Annotated in this window: 15 protein-coding genes; 9 read left to right on the top strand and 6 right to left on the bottom strand. The window is 68.0% G+C overall.

The features are described from left to right. Positions 1 to 788 precede the first annotated feature (788 nt). Positions 789 to 2,168: an FAD-binding oxidoreductase gene (locus MRBLWH7_RS12995; protein ID WP_341995106.1), complete on the top strand. Its 1,380-nt coding sequence runs from the start codon at positions 789 to 791 to the stop codon at positions 2,166 to 2,168. Then, positions 2,165 to 3,505: a class I SAM-dependent methyltransferase gene (locus MRBLWH7_RS12990; protein WP_341995104.1), complete on the top strand. Its 1,341-nt coding sequence runs from the start codon at positions 2,165 to 2,167 to the stop codon at positions 3,503 to 3,505. The genes MRBLWH7_RS12995 and MRBLWH7_RS12990 overlap by 4 nt, the downstream gene beginning before the upstream one ends. A 103-nt stretch (positions 3,506 to 3,608) precedes the next feature. Here MRBLWH7_RS12990 and MRBLWH7_RS12985 read toward each other — a convergent pair whose 3' ends face one another. Then, complete coding sequence (locus tag MRBLWH7_RS12985; RefSeq protein WP_341995102.1) at positions 3,609 to 4,307, bottom strand: hypothetical protein; 699 nt, start codon at positions 4,305 to 4,307, stop codon at positions 3,609 to 3,611. Between the two features lie 336 nt (positions 4,308 to 4,643). Here MRBLWH7_RS12985 and MRBLWH7_RS12980 point away from each other — a divergent pair, with 336 nt between their 5' ends. Together MRBLWH7_RS12980 and MRBLWH7_RS12975 are read left to right on the top strand one after the other, a co-directional pair. Then, positions 4,644 to 4,871 (top strand): hypothetical protein, encoded by a 228-nt coding sequence (locus MRBLWH7_RS12980; protein WP_341995100.1) that lies wholly within the window; start codon positions 4,644 to 4,646, stop codon positions 4,869 to 4,871. Between the two features lie 118 nt (positions 4,872 to 4,989). Next, a complete protein-coding gene (locus MRBLWH7_RS12975; protein ID WP_342002042.1) occupies positions 4,990 to 5,514 on the top strand; it encodes a nucleotide disphospho-sugar-binding domain-containing protein in 525 nt (174 codons plus the stop codon). A gap of 144 nt (positions 5,515 to 5,658) precedes the next feature. Here MRBLWH7_RS12975 and MRBLWH7_RS12970 read toward each other — a convergent pair whose 3' ends face one another. The 4 genes from MRBLWH7_RS12970 to MRBLWH7_RS12955 form a co-directional block, all read right to left on the bottom strand. Then, a complete protein-coding gene (locus MRBLWH7_RS12970) occupies positions 5,659 to 6,342 on the bottom strand; it encodes a phosphatase PAP2 family protein (RefSeq protein ID WP_341995097.1) in 684 nt (227 codons plus the stop codon). A 180-nt stretch (positions 6,343 to 6,522) separates the two neighbouring features. After that, on the bottom strand, positions 6,523 to 7,290 hold the full coding sequence (locus tag MRBLWH7_RS12965) for a hypothetical protein (RefSeq protein ID WP_341995095.1): 768 nt from the start codon (positions 7,288 to 7,290) through the stop codon (positions 6,523 to 6,525). Between the two features lie 166 nt (positions 7,291 to 7,456). Then, a complete protein-coding gene (locus MRBLWH7_RS12960) occupies positions 7,457 to 7,732 on the bottom strand; it encodes a hypothetical protein (protein ID WP_341995094.1) in 276 nt (91 codons plus the stop codon). Next, positions 7,729 to 8,259: a sigma-70 family RNA polymerase sigma factor gene (locus MRBLWH7_RS12955; protein WP_341995092.1), complete on the bottom strand. Its 531-nt coding sequence runs from the start codon at positions 8,257 to 8,259 to the stop codon at positions 7,729 to 7,731. Before MRBLWH7_RS12955 ends, MRBLWH7_RS12960 begins: the two co-directional genes overlap by 4 nt. Before the next feature lie 308 nt (positions 8,260 to 8,567). On the opposite strand from MRBLWH7_RS12955, the gene MRBLWH7_RS12950 reads away from it, so the two are divergent. Beyond that, positions 8,568 to 9,284, top strand: a complete 717-nt coding sequence (locus tag MRBLWH7_RS12950; protein WP_341995090.1) for a hypothetical protein — start codon at positions 8,568 to 8,570, stop codon at positions 9,282 to 9,284. 242 nt (positions 9,285 to 9,526) lie between these two features. Then, positions 9,527 to 9,952: a group 1 truncated hemoglobin gene (locus MRBLWH7_RS12945; RefSeq protein ID WP_341995088.1), complete on the top strand. Its 426-nt coding sequence runs from the start codon at positions 9,527 to 9,529 to the stop codon at positions 9,950 to 9,952. Positions 9,953 to 10,148: 196 nt separating this feature from the next. On the opposite strand, the gene MRBLWH7_RS12940 is transcribed toward MRBLWH7_RS12945, so the two are convergent. Then, positions 10,149 to 11,153 carry a LacI family DNA-binding transcriptional regulator gene (locus MRBLWH7_RS12940; protein ID WP_341995086.1) on the bottom strand — a complete coding sequence of 335 codons (1,005 nt, stop codon included), beginning with the start codon at positions 11,151 to 11,153 and terminating at the stop codon, positions 10,149 to 10,151. 177 nt (positions 11,154 to 11,330) lie between these two features. Between MRBLWH7_RS12940 and MRBLWH7_RS12935 the strand changes: the two genes are divergently transcribed. The 3 genes from MRBLWH7_RS12935 (at position 11,331) to MRBLWH7_RS12925 (ending at position 14,484) form a co-directional block, all read left to right on the top strand. Next, positions 11,331 to 12,590 (top strand): ABC transporter substrate-binding protein, encoded by a 1,260-nt coding sequence (locus MRBLWH7_RS12935; protein WP_341995084.1) that lies wholly within the window; start codon positions 11,331 to 11,333, stop codon positions 12,588 to 12,590. Positions 12,591 to 12,658: 68 nt separating this feature from the next. Further along, a complete protein-coding gene (locus MRBLWH7_RS12930) occupies positions 12,659 to 13,600 on the top strand; it encodes a sugar ABC transporter permease (RefSeq protein ID WP_341995082.1) in 942 nt (313 codons plus the stop codon). After that, entirely contained in the window at positions 13,597 to 14,484 is an 888-nt protein-coding gene (locus MRBLWH7_RS12925; RefSeq protein ID WP_341995080.1) for a carbohydrate ABC transporter permease, read from the top strand. Before MRBLWH7_RS12930 ends, MRBLWH7_RS12925 begins: the two co-directional genes overlap by 4 nt. Positions 14,485 to 14,492: the final 8 nt, after the last annotated feature.

The raw sequence follows: 14,492 nt of genomic DNA, 5'->3' as shown, positions 1-14,492 counted from the left end.
AGGCAGCTGCGGAGCAGGACGCCGATGTGCCGGAAGAGGCACCTGCCCCGGCCGACAGGGACGCCGGCGTCGAGGCCGAGCCCGGTGCTGAGGGCCGGACGCTCGACGCAGCGCCCGTGCCGACGAATGCGGGGGAGCAGGCGGAGGTTCCCGGCGAGGAGCGGGGCGACGACTCCGAGCCGGCCGCGGACGCTGAGTCACACGTCGCCGGCGAGCCGGAGACCGAGGCGGACCGCGAAGTCGCGAGCGACTCCGAGGACGAGACGGAAGCAGACGCGAGGGCGCGGGACGCGCAGGCGTCCGACGTCGAGCCCGCAGATCACCCGACGCCCGAGGGCGAGCGCGAAGAACACGGCGGCAACTCGCCCGAGCCCGGGCAGGCCGAGTCCGCGGCTGGTGAGGCAGAGCCTGCTGCGGACGAGGACAACGGCACGCCCGATGAGGGTGAACCCTCACCGGCCGGCGAGCGCGAGAACGGCGAGGATCGTCCTCACCACGCCAACTGAGACACGCCTTTCGTCGCTGTGCCCACGTGGGACGAACGTCCGCGCCTCGTCTGCATGGAGAAGCGCAGTTCGCAATGAAGCTGATGTAAGCGCCCAGACCGGCTCACGTGCCTCGCAGTGAACGCTCAGCCACCCCCTGGTGCACGCAACGTCGTGCTTCGGGCCGGCACTCGCCCACTTCGGCAACGAATTCGACACGACTGCGGCGCTGGCTGTGAAACGACCAGACCGGCAGGGAGCGGGATCCTTCACCCGAACCCCGTCGCGGACTAGCGTGGGGTCGTGTCCGCACCCGCGACCGACGCCCGCACTGCGCACGCCGCCGGCGTGCGGCGGCTGCTCGAGAGCTACTGGGCGCTGCCGCCGGACGCGCAGGTCCGGCTCGCCAAGCGCACCTCGAACCTGTTCCGCTCGCGTTCGGAAACTGCCGCCCCCGGCCTGGACACGTCGGGGTTGACGGGAGTCATCCGCGTCGATCCTGAGGGTCGGACAGCGGACGTCGCGGGCATGTGCACCTACGAGGATCTCGTCGCCGCGACACTGCCGCACGGGCTGGCACCCCTCGTCGTGCCGCAACTGAAGACGATCACGCTCGGCGGCGCGGTCACGGGCCTGGGCATCGAGTCGACGTCGTTCCGAAGCGGGCTGCCGCATGAATCGGTGCTCGAGATGGACATCCTCACCGGCGCGGGGGAGGTGATCACGGCATCCCCGAGCGAGCACGCCGACCTGTACCGGGCGTTCCCCAATTCCTACGGCACTCTCGGCTACGCGGTGCGTCTGCGCATCGAACTCGAGACGGTCCAGCCGTTCGTCACTCTCCGGCAGGTGCGCTTTCACACGATCGCCGATCTGATGGCCGCGATGAACCGCATCGTCGCAACGCGTCGGCTGGACGACGTGCCGGTGGACTATCTCGACGGCGTGGTGTTCAGCGCCGACGAGAGCTACCTGTGCGTCGGGACGCAGAGCTCCGCGCCCGGCCCGGTCAGCGACTACACGGGTCGACACATCTACTACCGGTCCATCCAGCACGACGACGCCGCGAAGACCGACCGACTGACCATCCACGACTATCTCTGGCGGTGGGACACCGACTGGTTCTGGTGCTCGGCGGCGTTCGGTGCGCAGCATCCCCTCGTCCGTCGCGTGTGGCCCCGACGCTACCTCCGCAGCGCCACCTACAGCAGGCTCATGCGGCTGGAACGCCGCTTCGACATCGGCGATCGCCTCGAGAAGCTGCACGGGCGCCCCGCACGCGAGCGCGTGATCCAGGACATCGAAGTGCCGATCGCCCGGTGTGCCGAATTCGTCGACTGGTTCCTCGGGAAGGTGCCGATCACGCCCATCTGGCTCTGTCCGCTGCGATTGCGCGACCATCACGCGTGGCCGCTTTACCCGCTGCATCCCGCCGAGACCTACGTCAACGTCGGCTTCTGGTCGACCGTGCCGGTCGGGGCGACCGAAGGCGAGACGAACCGGCTGATCGAGCGGAAGGTGCACGAGCTCGACGGACACAAATCGCTGTACTCCGACGCGTTCTATTCGCGGGAGGACTTCGACGCGCTCTACGGCGGGACCGACTATCGAGCGGCGAAAAGGCGGTACGACCCCGACGGGCGACTGCTCGACCTCTATCAGAAGGCTGTGCAACGACGATGACCACATCCAAGGACCGGACGGATGCCTCGGCCGATGGCGACACGGCCGGCACGGCCGACTCGGAGTCCGGAAAACTCACGCTCGCGGAGGTGCTCGAGATCTTCACGGCGGGCCGGCTGCCGCTGCGCTTCACCGCGTATGACGGCAGCACGGCCGGCCCTCCCGACGCGCCCTTCGCCCTTGACCTGAAGACACCCCGCGGCACGACCTATCTCGTCACCGGGTTCGGCGATCTCGGGCTCGCGCGCGCCTACATCGCCGGCGATCTCGACATCCGAGGTGTGCACCCCGGCGACCCGTACGAGCTGCTCAAGACGCTCGAGAGCCTCGAGTTCACGCGACCATCGCCGCGGCTCATGGCCCGGATCGTCCGCTCGATCGGCGTCGAGCATCTGCGCCCGGTCGCGCCGCCGCCGCAGGAGGTGCCCCCGCGCTGGAGGCGCATCGTCGGTGGCCTGCGGCACAGCAAGTCGCGCGATGCCGAGGCGATCCACCACCACTACGACGTCTCGAACACCTTCTACGAGTGGGTGCTCGGCCCCTCGATGACCTACACGTGCGCGTGCTACCCGCACCTCGACGCTTCGCTGGAGGAGGCACAGGAGAACAAGTACCGGCTCGTGTTCGAGAAACTGCGGCTGAAGCCGGGCGACCGGCTGCTCGATGTCGGCTGCGGCTGGGGCGGCATGGTGCGCTACGCCGCTCGTCAGGGCGTCCACGCCCTCGGGGTGACGCTGTCGCGCGAGCAGGCCGGGTGGGCGCAGCGCGCCATCGCCGACGAAGGGCTGGAGCACGCTGAGGTGCGATACGGCGACTACCGAGACATCGCCGAGACCGGTTTCGACGCCGTGTCGTCGATCGGGCTGCTCGAGCACATCGGCGTGCGCAACTACCCGGCCTACTTCGGCTTCCTAGGCTCGCGGATACGCCCGGGAGGTCTGCTGCTCAACCACTGCATCACCCGCAGTGACAACAAGACCGAGCCCGCGGCGCGGGGGTTCATCGACCGCTACGTCTTCCCGGACGGCGAGCTGACCGGTTCCGGTCGCATCATCGCCGAGGCGCAGGATGCCGGGCTCGAAGTGCTGCACGAGGAGAACCTGCGCCCCCACTACGCACTGACGCTCCGTGACTGGTGCGCGAACCTCGTCGAGCACTGGGACGAAGCGGTCACCGCGATCGGACTGCCCGCTGCGAAGGTGTGGGGTCTCTACATGGCCGGATCACGGCTCGCCTTCGAATCTGGCGGGATCGAGCTGCACCACGTTCTGGCCGTCAACTCTCGAGGGAACAGCGACGGTGCCGACCTTCCGCTACGGCCGTGGTGGACGCCATAGCGGCGCGCGGCCGGAGTCGCCGCGTTCCCATCTCGACTCCGCCACGCTCCGTGCCGCGATTGTGTGACCCTGCTCTTCCCTCCGCCAGGCGCAGTGCAAGCCTCTACTGCTGCGCACGAAGGTCGTTCGGAGCCGGCGCAGGGACCCGGCGAGCGAGAAGACGGATCGCGAGCGCGATCACCCAGACCCAGAAGAGGAAGTACGGGGCCGTCCACGCCCACCCCTCCCAGAAGAACCGCACGACGAGGAGGCCGGCCCCGGCGACGATCGCCCACCACGCCCACCATGCGGCGAGCGCGCGTCCGGCGAGGATCGCCCAACCGGCTGCGATCGCGAAGCTGCCCAAGGCCACCCACGCGTTCGCGAAGCCGAGGTTGCCCAGATCGAACGCGAAGACGGCGATGGCTGGCTCGAGCTCGCTTCCACGGTTGAATGCGGCTTCCCAGCTTGCGTCGATGACGCCGTACGCCGCCACAAGCACGCCGCTGCCGAGAGCCACCGTTGACCGCCACGCCGGCTCTCCCTCTGAGCCGCGAAGCCGGGTCGTCAGGCATGCAACGAACCAAAGGAAAGCCAGCATGCCGACCGCAGCGGTAGCTTCCGCCGTCGTCACCCACGACGTGTCGCCTGCGCTGAAGAACTCCGCGGCTTCGGCGCGCGAGCCGTCGAAGCCGGGCTCGCCCAGGGTGGAAATCGCGATGATCGGCGTGAAGAGCAGGACCGTCGCGGCCACGCCCGCGATCCCGGTGATCCTGTCGAGGCGGCGCCAGCGATCCTGTGTTTGGACGTCAACGTCCACCATGGTGCCCCTCCCGCGTCGAGGTGGCCGGAACACCGTCAGTATCGCGTGCCTGGCAGCTCAGCGGAAGGCGGCAGGACATTCGAGAGAACACCGCGCGTACCCGCGCGTTGGCTGTTCCCTACGGGGCGTTCGCGTGCGGCGGTCATCTGTGGACGCAAGCAACAGTCGCGCTGCTGCTCACTCGTCAGATGCTCCGTAGCGGACCGTACGCCCGATGACCGCCCTGATAGAGCGCAAGCGGGTGGCTGCCCCCGCCCCTATCAATTCGCGCGGCCCAGCGGCGAACGGTTCGTGTGTGAAGCCTGCCTCGACCACCACGCCTGCGTACGCGCCGTCATGGGCAGGTTGCTGACCCTGGCGTTCGAGGAGGCCGACAACCTTGTCGTCCGCGAGGTGTTCGGCAGGATCGATGCGCAGGCCGCGCTGCCCTCGCTCCTGGAGACGGTCGAGCGTTGGCGTCCCGACCTCGTGCTCCGCGAAAGCGCTGAGCTCGCCTCTCTCGCCACTGCCGAGCGGGCTGAGGTTCCCCATGTGCACGTCTGCATCGGCATGCACGAGATCTGACTCGATTCGCAGCGGCCATCAGCGATCCACTGGAGGAACTCGGGCGCCTTGCCGGTCTGTCAAGGGCCGGATCACCTCTGCGCTGGCCTCCGAGACTGTGCTCAGCCTGGTGCCCGAGATGCTCGACCACAGTGGTGGGCTGGCGCCGCCAGCAAGCGCTGATTTCCTGAGGTTCCACGAGCGTCCGCCGGCCTCCAATGGTCCGCGCCTTCCGGACTGGGGCGATCCGGCGGCCCCGTTGGTCTACGTCACCTTCGGTTCAGTCACTGGCTCACTGCCATCGTTCGCCGGCGTCTTCCGGCAGGCGCTGGATGCCTTGGCCGAGGTCGACGCGCGTGTGCTGATGACGGTCGGGCGGAAGGTTGACCCTGACGCGCTCGGACCCTTGCCGTTCAACGCCCATGTGAAGCAGTGGTGGCCGCAGGATGCCGTGCTCCGACGGGCCGCGGCGATGCTCGGGCACGGCGGATTCGGAACAACCATGGGCGCCCTGGCCGCGGGAGTCCGTCAGGTGGTCGTTCCGCTGTTCACCTCAGATCAGGTCGTCAACGGCGACCATGTCGCGGCGGTGGGTGCCGGACTCACGGTCGAGCGGGGTCCGACCTCCGTCCAGCTCGCCGCAGCAGAGTGCCCCGCATGCTGACGGATCCGACATACGCCGATGCCGCTCGTCGCGTCGCGGCAGCGATCGCGGACCTGCCCTCAACCGCCGAGGCCGTCCATACCCTGGCCAGCCTGGTCGACTGAACGCATGTTCTTCCCCTGAACACCACGCGGCACGTCTGACTCACGACGAGATCAGCTGCCGCCGCACCACAGCGGCGCTCCACCGTCCCAGCGTGGCGCCTGCGACGGTGTCGGAGATGTGGTGCTGGCCGCGGTAGACCCGCGAGAACGCGATCGCTCCGGGGATCCCGTACCGAAGGAGGGGGCCGAGGAGCCGCGCGCCGCGGGCGCCGTGGCTTTCGAGCAGGTCGGCGAGCGTGCCGTGGAGCGCAAAGGCTGCCGCCGTGTGCCCGGAGGGGAATGACGACGTCGCGTGCGGCTGCTCGGGGCGCCAGACCCCCTCGGGTCGTGGCCGTCCCGTGAGTGCAGCGGATGCGACGAAGCACGCAGTCTCGAGGGCGAGCGCCGCCGCCGGGGCGACCGCTGAGCGCGGGTCGCGCGTCAGCAACCATGTTACGCCGCACCAGATCGCCCCGTTCGCGATGGTCTGCGGCACACCGGAGTACCACGAGAGCGGCTCGGTGATCCGGTCGACCGGATCACACCGCCCGCCCGAGTCGGCGGGCTCACTCGCCACGGCGACATCGCCGTCGGCCGGCCGGTGGCCGAACGCGTCCTGGAGCGCACGCACGGCCCGGTCCTCGCGTGGGTCGTCGCCGCCGAAAAGCCGCATCGCCCGCCCAGCCGCCGCCAACACCGCGATCGCGCCGAGCCCCGGCAGAACGACAGCTCGGAGCAACGGCATGCCCGCATCGTAGTGGCGCTGCATAGACGGGAGAAGGTCCGGGCGCCTCACCCGGGGAAGCGCCCGACTGCCGGGCCCCAGGCGACGCACGGACGATCCTTGAGCGTGCAGTACCGAACCGGAGGGTCGTCGCGACAAGCGCGCGACGTCCGCGCCAGATCCCCTCGCCCGCGCTGTCCGCTAGGCGGTGATGGGGACATCCGCCTCGGTGCGGACAGCCGCTACCTCACGCGTCGCGCCCACAAAGCGTGCCGTGTCCGAAACGGCGGCGGTGAGCAAGGCGACGAGTCGTTCGTCGGGGTCCCCGCCGCATGCGCGCGCGATTCCATCGACGGCGCCGGTCACGATGTCCCGGCACTGCCGCACGGTCATACCTGGGCGGCCGGGACCGACTTTCTCGATGAACTGGATGGCCCACGTATCGGCGGCGGGGGCGGCGCGGAGGGCAGCCACTGCCAGTTCGCGCAACTCCGCGGCGAGCTCGTCGCGCTCCACGAGGGTCCTGAGGGCGACGCGGACCCCCACGGCCTGTGAACGTTGCCGCTCCTCAGCGGCGATAGGCAGGGCGGCGCTCGCAGATCGCATGGCGAGCAGGACGTCGAGCCTCGGGTCGTCACTCGTCAGGCCGACGACTGACGGGATGAGCGGCGTGAGCCGGGCGCGGCCGGCTTCGCTGGTTCGATCGTTCACCATCCGTGCGAGATGCGCGAGGGTGCCGTGTGTGCACGCGGGATGATCGCTCCAACGCTCTCCCGCGAGGTACGACGCGAATTCCATGAAGCAGGCCCCGCGACGTGGCGAGCGGTGCCTGCCCGGGGAGAGGATCGGCATGACATCCGGATGAGCCATCCTGTCGCGCATGGGGAACTCCTCTCTCCATTCACTGTGCGCCAGCCGTGGCTGGGATTCAAGGACTCCTGCGGATGTCCGCAGATAAGTGGTGGACATCTGCGCGAACTGCTCGGTTGCTTCTTGCCGGTAGCGGCGGCAGCCGCATCGAGGCGGAACAGGCTGGCCGCGACCCGACACGCTCTCACGCGCTGGCGCGGATGCCATCCCCTATCTCATCGAGCTGCGCGAGGATTTCGTGATGCCACCCGATCATCTCGCTGGATCAGTCGACGATCAATTGAGCGATCGGTTCGTCGGCGGTCGGGTCGAGGCCCCGATCGTGGGCCGCAAGCGCGGCCAACGCGGCGACTTCATCGCGACAGGCGGCGCACCCGGCCAGGTGCGCACGAAACCCCGCGGGCACAGCGGGCTCGCCGTCGAGGAGCGCTTGGACGATCTGGTCGGAGCGTTCGAAGCACTCGTCGCAGGACATCCACGGTTCGAAAGCCTCAACGACCTGCGCCAGGATCGCGGCAGCCCAGGTGTCAGTGGTTCTCATCGTTTCACCTCCCCACGAGTCGACGATGGAATGTAGCCCTGCACGGTGAGAGTGGCCCGCAGTTTCGTGCGCGCGTCGTGCAGAGTCTTGTAGACGTTGTTGCGAGTGGTGCCCAGGCGGTCCGCCAAGACATCGATGGGCACGCCCTCAACCGCGATCGCGATGAGAACGCGCTGCTGGTGGGGTGTGAGGCTCTCGGCGACGCCGCGCCGGATCGCCTCGGCGAGTGCCGAGGCCTCGAGCTGTTCGAGTGGATCGCCCCATCGCGCGGCCGGCTCGGAGATCGAGTACAGGTCGATCTCGGTGTGGGACCAGAGTTCGCGGCGCACGGCGACGCTGGTGTGGAGGATCGCGAACTTGTAGGCCCAGGTCGTGAAGCGCGCACGGCCCTCGAAACTCGCCAGCCGGGTGAGGATCGCCAAGACGGCATCGTCGGCGCTGGACTGAACGATCGTCTCCGAGCGGAAGTGCCCAAGCCGGGACGATTCGGTCATGCGGGACAGTTTGAAGCGCGCGGCGCGCACCATGAGCGCATGCAGACGGTGAATCGCCTCGTCGCGGCCGGGGTCCGGCCCGGAGAGGGATCCGACCCAGTCGTAGTCGTCCGCAGGTTCCGCATCGGAGGCGGGCGCGTCGACGGTCGCGTCGCCGGGTCGCGGGCGGTCCTCACCGTCGAGTCGCCCGCCCTCAGGGGTGCCCATAAGGAGTTTGTATCACCGCGACGCGAGTTCTTACCGGCGAATTCTGGAGTCGTCCAGCCCGGTAAGACGACGGGCGTCGGGCGCCACTCACAGCCACGGCACACATCGTGCGCCGATCGAGAAAGGCATCCGAAATGACGCACATGAATCGCCGCCCGCGAGTGGTGCCGGTGGCCGCTGCAGCGGCCGTGATCACCGCCCTGACAATGGGCGGCCTCGCCGGCTGCGCGACGGCCACCGGCGAGCAGAGCGCGGGCGCTTCCGGCACCGCGGCAGTCTGCATGACGGCCATGCACCAGGGCAACATGCCAACAGCCGAGGAGATCGGGCTCTACACGACGATGACGCAGCTGTGGGCACAGCACATGGAGTGGACGTACGCGACCGTTCTCGCGTTCGCGCAGGACGCGCCCGACCTCCAGGCCTCGCTCAACCGACTGCTCGCCAACCAGGCCGACCTCGGCAACGCGATCGAACCGTTCTACGGCAATGAAGCGGCGGACCAGCTCACGGACCTGCTGACCGAGCACATCCACGGCGCGCTGCCCGTGCTGACGGCGGCGAAAGCCGGCGACACGGCTGCACTACAGACCGCCCTGGACGCCTGGTACGCGAACGCACACGACATCGCAGACTTCCTCGCCGACGCCAACCCGCACTGGAAGAAGGCCGACACGGAACAGATGATGCGCGACCACATCACCCAGACGGTCGCGTACGCCACCGACCTCCTCACGGGCGACTACACCAAGGCGATCACCGACTACGGCATCGCAGAGCAGCACATGTACGACATGGCCGACATGCTCAGCGCGGGACTTATCAAACAGTTCCCGAAGTCGTTCCGATAACGACACGGGGGCGGAGTCCGTGCGCAGGATGGTGTCCCACACGAGCGGACACCTCGGGGCAGGTTCGAACATCCGCGTCGAATCTGGTCGACGTGCCCAGTGATGGAGATTGGGGATACGTCGCCACGATGTCGCGTCCGCGTTGCGAGAGGCGAGGCGTCGATTCAGAAAACAGGAAACCCAGTTCGGAGACGTCGCGTGGGCGGCTGAGTCTCCGGGACGACAGATCAAGGGAGATAGTCATGTCCGATCAGAGTCTGTACGAGCGTCTCGGCGGTGTGTTCGCCATCGCCGCCGTCGTTGACCATTTCAGCGATGCCGTGGTGCGGAACCCGATCGTCGGCCAGGAGTCGCAGAATCCCGCCCTCCGCGAATGGCATACCCAGAACCTCGGCCGTCTGCCGGGGCTGAAGTTCATGCGCACCCTCTGGGTGTGCAACGTGTCAGGCGGGCCCTTCGCTTACACGGCGACCGTGCCCGGGAGTACGACGCTCGGGTTGGAGGAGGCGCATCGCCGATTTCACATCTCGCCCGAGGAGTTCGATGAAGTCGCCGCGGAGCTCGGCCGCACACTCGACGCGGTCGGTGTGCAGGCGCAGGAGAAGGGCGAAGTGCTCGCCGCGTTCGCCGCTCACAAGGACGAGGTGACTCAGGGGCACACTGGTTGATCCCTCGCGAGCGAGCAAAGAAGGGAGAGCTCTCCTGCAGACGCGCGCCGGTGATTGCTCGGGCAGGTCGCGCTCTATGGGGCTAGACGCACGCCGATGGCCCGGCCTTTCGTACATCTCACGCTTGGGGATCCGCGGTCGACTGGTCCGGCCGCGCACCGCCGCCACCCATCGTTCGTCGCCGTGAGCCCGCTGCTTACCGCCCTGTGGACTCCCTCGCCTGGAGGGTGAAGTCGACCAGCACGCGGCGAGGGGCCGGGTGCTCGCTGGACGTCATCTGCTCGGTGAGTGCGGCGACGGCGGTCTCGGCGATGCGTTGGCGGCCGAGGTCGACGGTGCTCAGGCTCGGGATGGAATAGGAAGCTTCAGCTGTGTTGTCGATGCCGATTACGGCGATGTCACCGGGGACGTGCAGCCCGGCGTCATCGAGTGCACGCATCGCGCCGAGGGCGAGGCTGTCGTTGAACGCGAAAACGGCGTCGAACTCGGCGCCGCGATCGAGAAGCTCACGCATGGCGGTGGCGCCGTTGACCTGAATCCACGGGTCTGCTTCTGCGATCAGGTCGGGCTCGACCGGTATGCCGGCGCGTTCGAGCACGGTGCGGTAGCCGTCGAATCGCAGGGCCGCGGAACCGCGGGTGTCGGCGCTTCGGGCACCGATGACGGCGATCCGTCGTCGGCCGGTGAGGAGCAGGTGCTCGGTGGCGAGGGCCGCTGCGGCACGTTGGTCGGTGCTGACGTGCACCGCGGCGCCGCCGACCGGATGGTCGCCGAGAACGACGGTCGGCACCGAGAGCTGAACACTCTCGAGCTCCTCGGCCCCGTGGTCCATCGGGTTCAGGATGAGCCCGTCGATGTGCTGAAGGCGAGGACTGTCGAGCAGCGCACGTTCGCGGGCGACGCTGCCGGTGCGCTCGATCTGCACGACAAGGCCGTGCTCCTCGGCGGCGGCGATGGTCGCCTCGGCCAGCTCGGCGAAATACGCGACGGAAAGGCTCGGAACGGCGAGACCGATGACCCCGCTGCGACCGGAGCGCAGGTTCCGCGCGGCCAGGTTGAGCTTGTAGTCGAGGGCTTCGATCGCGGCCTCGACCTTCTTGCGGGTCTCGGCGGCTACGTAGGGTCGTCCGTTGATGACGTTCGAGACGGTCTTCGTGGACACGCCGGCCAGGCGCGCGACGTCCTGCATCTTGACGGTCACACCAGTCTCCCTTCCGGAAGCTCATCGTACATCGATGTAATACCTCCGACGGCGCAACTTGACGTGCGCGGCGTCAGAGGCTCATACTGTCTCATACATCGATTACCGACATCGATTACCTAAACCATGGATCGCGCCGGCGATACCCGTCTCCGGTCGTCACGAAGGAGTGCTCCCATGAAACGACCTCTCGCCCTCGCGGCTGTGGGCGCCGCCGCCGCCCTCGCGCTGGCAGGCTGCACCGCCGGCGCGCCGGAGGAATCCGCCGGCCCGGTGGAACTGACGTTCTGGCACGGCTACACGGAGGCCGATGGCGACGTGTTGCAGCAGATCGTCGATGACTTCAACGCCTCTCAGGAGGACGTCGAGATCAAGACCGAGGTGAAGACCTGGGCCGTTATCGACGACACGCTGTTGCCAGCGCTGTCCGCAGACGAAGGCCCCGACATCGTGGCGATGCCGGCGGAGCGCCTGCCCGTCTACGCCGACCGCGGCGCGTTCGTCGACCTCAGCGACTGGTACGGCAGTGCCGACAGCAACACCGAGGAACTCAATCCGCAGGCGGTCGACATGGTCACCGTGAACGGGGCCCCATACGGCGTGCCCACCGGCTTCGTTCCGCTTTCGGTGTTCTACAACAAGGCGCTGTTCGCCGCTGCCGGCATCGCGGACTTCCCGCAGACGTGGGACGCGTGGCGGACCGCGGCGACGCAGCTCACCGTGGACTCCGACGGCGACGGCACGCCGGAGCAGTACGGGCTCGCGCTGCCCGACCACGACACCGTCGCGAACGGATTGTGGCCGACGCTCTTCTACGGTGCGGGCGGCGATGTGGTGGAGGACGCGGAAACCGCCGTCATCGATTCCGACGCGAACCGCGAGGCTCTCGAGTACTGGGTCTCGGCTATCCGGGAGGACAAGATCTCGCCGACCGGGCTGGACGGGATCGGCGCTGACGAGCTGTTCAGCTCGGGCAAGGCGGCGATGCATGTCGGGGGCCCGTGGATGGCGTCGATCGCCAAGGACAGCGGCATCGACTACGGCATCGCCGCGGTTCCGGCTGGGCCCGAAGCCCAGGCGGCGTCCGCCATCGGCGTTGCAATGGGAGTCACCGCGCAGGCCGGGAAGGCGGAGACCGCGGGCGCCGAGGCCTTCTTCTCCTACTTCTTCGACCTCGACGTCGCGACACAGTGGTCGCTGGGCTCCGGATGGCCTCCGCTTCGGACGGATGTCCCGGCGGATGCCGTCGCGGAGAATCCGGTCGTCGTCTCGCTCACGGAGATCGCCCCGACCAGCCGGGCACTCCTCCCCGGCGTCGTCAACAGCGTCGACGTCCTCGACGCCGTCGATGACCTGACCCAGCGCGCCGTCGCCGGCGAGCGCCTGGACGACCTGCTGCCCGTCGCGCAAGACGAGGTCCAGGCGGCGCTCCAGTAGCGTCCGCTGATCATTCGACCCCAATCGGGGCCGTGGCGCGCAGTCCGCGTCGCGGCCCCTGGAGAAACATGGCGACAATCACGCAGCGCCGGTATCGCCCGGCGCCTCAACTGGGCGGCAGGACGCCCGTCGGGTCATCCAGGCGCACCTCTCTGATAGCGCTAGGGTTCCTCGCGCCGGCCCTCGTCATCCTCCTCGTCTTCGTGGCGTGGCCGATGCTGTCGGCACTCCGGCTCTCGTTCACCGACGCCTCGGGCTTCGGGCAGGAGGAGTACGTCGGGTTCGACAACTATGTGCGAGTGTTCACGGACCCCGACGTGCTGCAGGCGATGGGGAACACGGCGTACTACGCGATCCTCTTCACGCCGACCGCCATCATCGCGGCGCTGCTGCTTGCGCTCCTGGTGAACCATCGGCGGCTTCCTGGGCGCGGCGCGTTCCGCACGGTGCTGTTCCTGCCGTTCATCGTCTCCCTCGCGGTCGCCGCATTCGCCTGGTCCTATCTCCTCGACCCTCAGATCGGCTTGCTGAACCATTGGCTCCGCGTCTTCGGCATCCAGCTCGGGAACGTCCTGCAGGATCCGGCGCTGGCGATGCCGACGGTCGCGCTCGTCGCGGTCTGGAAGAGCTTCGGCTTCTACCTCGTGATCTTCATCGCCGGCCTGCAGGAGATCCCAGGCTCGTTGTACGAGGCTGCCCGGGTCGACGGAGCGACCGCGTGGCAGCGGTTCCGGCACATCACGCTGCCCATGCTCAGCAACACCCTCGCCTTCGTCATGATCGTCGCCCTGATCGCGGCACTGCAGGCCTTCGACCAGATCTACGTGATGACGGGCGGCGGCCCCTATGGGACAACGCAGACAGTCGTCATGGAGATCTACACGTCCGGGTTCAAGAAGCTCGAGCTGGGCTTCGCCTCGGCGCTCTCCTACGTGCTGCTGCTCATCACCCTCGTGCTCAGCCTCGTCCAGTTCCGATTCTTCGGTCGTCGAGAGAAGGATGCGCAATGACCTCCCTCACGACCCCGACGGTCGCCGTCTTCACCCCGCCCGCGCGCAAGACCCGCCACCGCAAGACCGGGCGGGCGGCCAGCATCCTTCTCCTCCTGGCGGCGCTGGCAGCCTCGGCCTTCGTGCTGCTGCCCATCGCGATCATCGCCTTCACGGCATTCAAGCCCGTCGCCGAGGTCAACGCCTATCCTCCGACGCTGCTGCCCGAGGTCTGGACCCTCGACAACTTCATCCAGATCTTCGAGGAGCTGCCGTTCGCGCGGCTGATCGTGAACAGCTTCATCTTCGCCGGCGGCGTGACCGCGTTCGCTCTGCTGTTCGACTCCCTTGCCGCGTATGCGCTCGCGAGAATCGACTTCCGCGGCAGCCGCGTACTGCTCATCGCGATCATCGCCAGCCTCATGATCCCGTTCCAGGCCACCTTGATCCCCATCTACCAGCTCGTGAGCGACCTCGGCTGGGTGAACACCTACGCCGGGCTGATCGCGCCTCGAGCGGCCGACGCATTCGGCATCTTCTTCCTGCGGCAGTTCTTCCTCTCTCTGCCGCGCGACCTCGACAACGCGGCCCGCCTGGACGGCGCGTCCGAGTGGCGGATCTTCTGGAACGTCGTGCTGCCGAACGCGAAGCCCGCGCTCCTGACGCTCGCGATCTTCACTTTCGTGAACAACTGGAACGACCTGCTTTGGCCGCTCGTGTTCACCACCGACGCCGAGATGGGAACAATCACCTCCGGACTCACGCTGCTGACCGGCCCCGGCGGGATCATTCCGCAAGGTGTCATGATGGCCGGCTCCCTCATCGCCGTGCTCCCGCTCGCGATCATGTTCCTCCTCGTGCAGCGGCGCTTCATCGAGAGCGTCGCCTCGACCGGCCTGAAATGAGAGATCGA

This window comes from Microbacterium sp. LWH7-1.2 (genome assembly GCF_038397755.1).
Lineage (GTDB): Bacteria > Actinomycetota > Actinomycetes > Actinomycetales > Microbacteriaceae > Microbacterium.
Note: the sequence above shows the minus strand (reverse complement) of the source record. Positions and strands in the feature narration are given on the sequence as shown.

Coding starts and splice junctions, on each gene's coding strand:
- MRBLWH7_RS12985 (WP_341995102.1), bottom strand. CDS start 4,307: ATGGTGGACGTTGACGTCCAAACACAGGATCGCTGGCGCCGCCTCGAC.
- MRBLWH7_RS12975 (WP_342002042.1), top strand. CDS start 4,990: ATGCTCGACCACAGTGGTGGGCTGGCGCCGCCAGCAAGCGCTGATTTC.
- MRBLWH7_RS12945 (WP_341995088.1), top strand. CDS start 9,527: ATGTCCGATCAGAGTCTGTACGAGCGTCTCGGCGGTGTGTTCGCCATC.
- MRBLWH7_RS12930 (WP_341995082.1), top strand. CDS start 12,659: ATGGCGACAATCACGCAGCGCCGGTATCGCCCGGCGCCTCAACTGGGC.
- MRBLWH7_RS12960 (WP_341995094.1), bottom strand. CDS start 7,732: ATGAGAACCACTGACACCTGGGCTGCCGCGATCCTGGCGCAGGTCGTT.
- MRBLWH7_RS12935 (WP_341995084.1), top strand. CDS start 11,331: ATGAAACGACCTCTCGCCCTCGCGGCTGTGGGCGCCGCCGCCGCCCTC.
- MRBLWH7_RS12955 (WP_341995092.1), bottom strand. CDS start 8,259: ATGGTGCGCGCCGCGCGCTTCAAACTGTCCCGCATGACCGAATCGTCC.
- MRBLWH7_RS12990 (WP_341995104.1), top strand. CDS start 2,165: ATGACCACATCCAAGGACCGGACGGATGCCTCGGCCGATGGCGACACG.
- MRBLWH7_RS12965 (WP_341995095.1), bottom strand. CDS start 7,290: ATGTCCACCACTTATCTGCGGACATCCGCAGGAGTCCTTGAATCCCAG.
- MRBLWH7_RS12980 (WP_341995100.1), top strand. CDS start 4,644: ATGGGCAGGTTGCTGACCCTGGCGTTCGAGGAGGCCGACAACCTTGTC.
- MRBLWH7_RS12970 (WP_341995097.1), bottom strand. CDS start 6,342: ATGCCGTTGCTCCGAGCTGTCGTTCTGCCGGGGCTCGGCGCGATCGCG.
- MRBLWH7_RS12950 (WP_341995090.1), top strand. CDS start 8,568: ATGACGCACATGAATCGCCGCCCGCGAGTGGTGCCGGTGGCCGCTGCA.
- MRBLWH7_RS12925 (WP_341995080.1), top strand. CDS start 13,597: ATGACCTCCCTCACGACCCCGACGGTCGCCGTCTTCACCCCGCCCGCG.